Raw genomic sequence first — 2,360 nt, forward strand, 5'->3', positions numbered from 1 at the left:
GCGTCTATACAAACGATTCAAATCCTCGGCGGTTGGAAACCGCGTCTATACAAACAATGTCCGCCTCCGCGGACTAAGAAATATTGAATTTCAGAGCAATATTAGGATCGCTTACGCCCCGCTACGCTACGACTCTTCAACCCGCTTTCGTCGGGTTTTGTATGTGTAGACGCGGTTTCAACCGCCGGGGTTTGTGGGTTGATGAGTAATATCAACATTCCGATCCTTTGACATCGGAATCATTTCAAATCCTCGGCGGTTGGAAACCGCGTCTATACAAACAATGTCCGCCTCCGCGGACTAAGAAATATTGAATTTCAGAGCAATATTAGGATCGCTTACGCCCCGCTACGCTACGACTCTTCAACCCGCTCCCGTCGGGTTTTGCTTGTGTAGACGCGGTTTCAACCGCCGGAGTTTGTGAGTTGATCGGTGATATCAATTCCCGTTGCATCAGTATTGTTCAAACCGTCAACTGTCAACTGTCAACTGTCAACTGTCAACTGAATGACGTTTCGCGATCGAGCACTTTCACAACCTTGTTATACATATCCTCAGCTTCTTGCGGCGAATTGCCGATACTCGTCAATCCCAATTTGCCAAACTCCGACAAACAACCCATTAAATGAAACACGCTCCCCGTTTCAGTACCGCTGTCAAAGTGGAGTTGATTGTCAGCAATAATATCCATCAAATCATTCGGTAATAATCCCCGATACCGCTCCTTTTTTAAATTGTCCGAAGCTACATAATATTTCGGACGCCCCTGCTGGCTGTAAAATAATCCCGTAGTTCGCTCGTACCGACCGTTGGTCAACAGCTTCAAAGCCATAAATGGATGAGTTGTACCTCCTTTCCGCAAGTTAATTTCTATTGCTTGAATATCCCATTTGCCGTCCGATTGCTTGACAGCAACATAATCCACTCCAAATCGCTCTAAAGCACCTTTTGCAGCTAAATTTCTCCCCACTTTCCATCCCAATTCTTGCAACGCCAGCCGATAGGATTCATCCGCCGGAAATCGGCAACCCAAGAAAATTTGACCGTCTGGGCCGCCTAAAATCTGGTCGTGGGTTGAGAGAATTTCTACTTCGCCACTGGGGACAATTCGACCTTGAACGCTGGGCGATCGCTTTTGGGCTCCTTCGATAAATGCTTCCGCAATTGCTCCTAATTCGGGAATGCGGCTGCTGAAATTTTCCCAGGTTTCGCCTGTGGCTTGAAAGCGCAAATTGTGGAAGCAATCGCCAAGTGCTTTAACTCTTTCTTGAGGTGCTTTATTTGCGATCGGCTTCAAATCTAAAATTGCATTTCCTTCCCCCGAAAAACCTTCATTCAACTTAATTACCATCCGCTGCAAATCCGGCTGTCTTTCCCACAACGCCGCCGCTGCTTCTGCCAAATCTGCCGCATTCCAAACCAACTCGGAACCGTCAGGATAAGGTACGCCAGCTTCTTGAAAAATTTGCCGGCTGCCACTTTTTGTTCCCCAATAAAGCAAATCGGGATCGCTAGCCCACAAAGGAATTCCCAATTTAACAGATAACTCGCGCTCTAAGGGCGTCGAGTTGTAACAAACCATATAAGATTTTGTCGGGCGCGCTGCTTGACGAATCCGCTCCATCAAACGGGGGCGCTCTAAAATTTTCTGGGTGAGAGATTTGGCGGAAGCATCGTAAGCACAAAACAGCAGAAGGCGATCGCGCGCGTGAGAAAATGGAATACCTGGAAGCAATTGCAGGTAATAATCTATAATCATCGGGTGCAGCGGCTCCGAGGTAATGTAAATTAAGCGCGTGCGGGGATTTCGCAGGCGAATCAATGAAAATAAATGCCGCTCTTCGTAGTGATAAGCACCCTCAACTTTCAGCATTTCTTGCTGATCTAAGCTGAGAGAAGGAATGACGATAATGTCACAATCTCCGCTGTCAAATTCTTCTATCTCTCGCCAACGTTCCCGTAATTCTGTCTGAAGATTGCGAAATTTTTGCGAGTATTCGGAAGATAAATTGTTTGACTCTTGCATGGCGTTTTCTCCTAAGTATTCAAATAATTATTGCTGATGGCTTATGGTGCGTCAGCCCAATACCTGAGTCAATTAAAACAGTTTTTTTCTGACGCACCAGAGCGGATAATTGAGGACAAAAATGCACAATGGTGACTTATATTATATTCCGTCAATGACCTCTAATAACATTGGTTTGTAGTGAGGACTTTAGTCCTTTTAATTTGCGGACTAAAGTCCTCACTACGAACCTATCTTATTATTGGGTTTTTTGAGGAATGCCGGTGCATCTGGCGCAAGGCGAATATATCCGTAGGGGCGAAGCATGACCGTAGTCAATATGAGATGATAACTA

1 protein-coding gene is annotated in these 2,360 nt (G+C 45.8%); it reads right to left on the reverse strand.

The annotated features are described in order from the left end of the window. Window positions 1–499 precede the first annotated feature (499 nt). Window positions 500–2,026: a peptide ligase PGM1-related protein gene (locus QT974_RS31010; RefSeq protein WP_333472214.1), complete on the reverse strand. Its 1,527-nt coding sequence runs from the start codon at window positions 2,024–2,026 to the stop codon at window positions 500–502. Window positions 2,027–2,360 lie beyond the last annotated feature (334 nt).

It is taken from the genome of Microcoleus sp. BM001215392 (assembly GCF_036700185.1).
Lineage (GTDB): Bacteria > Cyanobacteriota > Cyanobacteriia > Cyanobacteriales > Microcoleaceae > Microcoleus.

Coding starts and splice junctions, on each gene's coding strand:
- QT974_RS31010 (WP_333472214.1), bottom strand. CDS start 2,026: ATGCAAGAGTCAAACAATTTATCTTCCGAATACTCGCAAAAATTTCGC.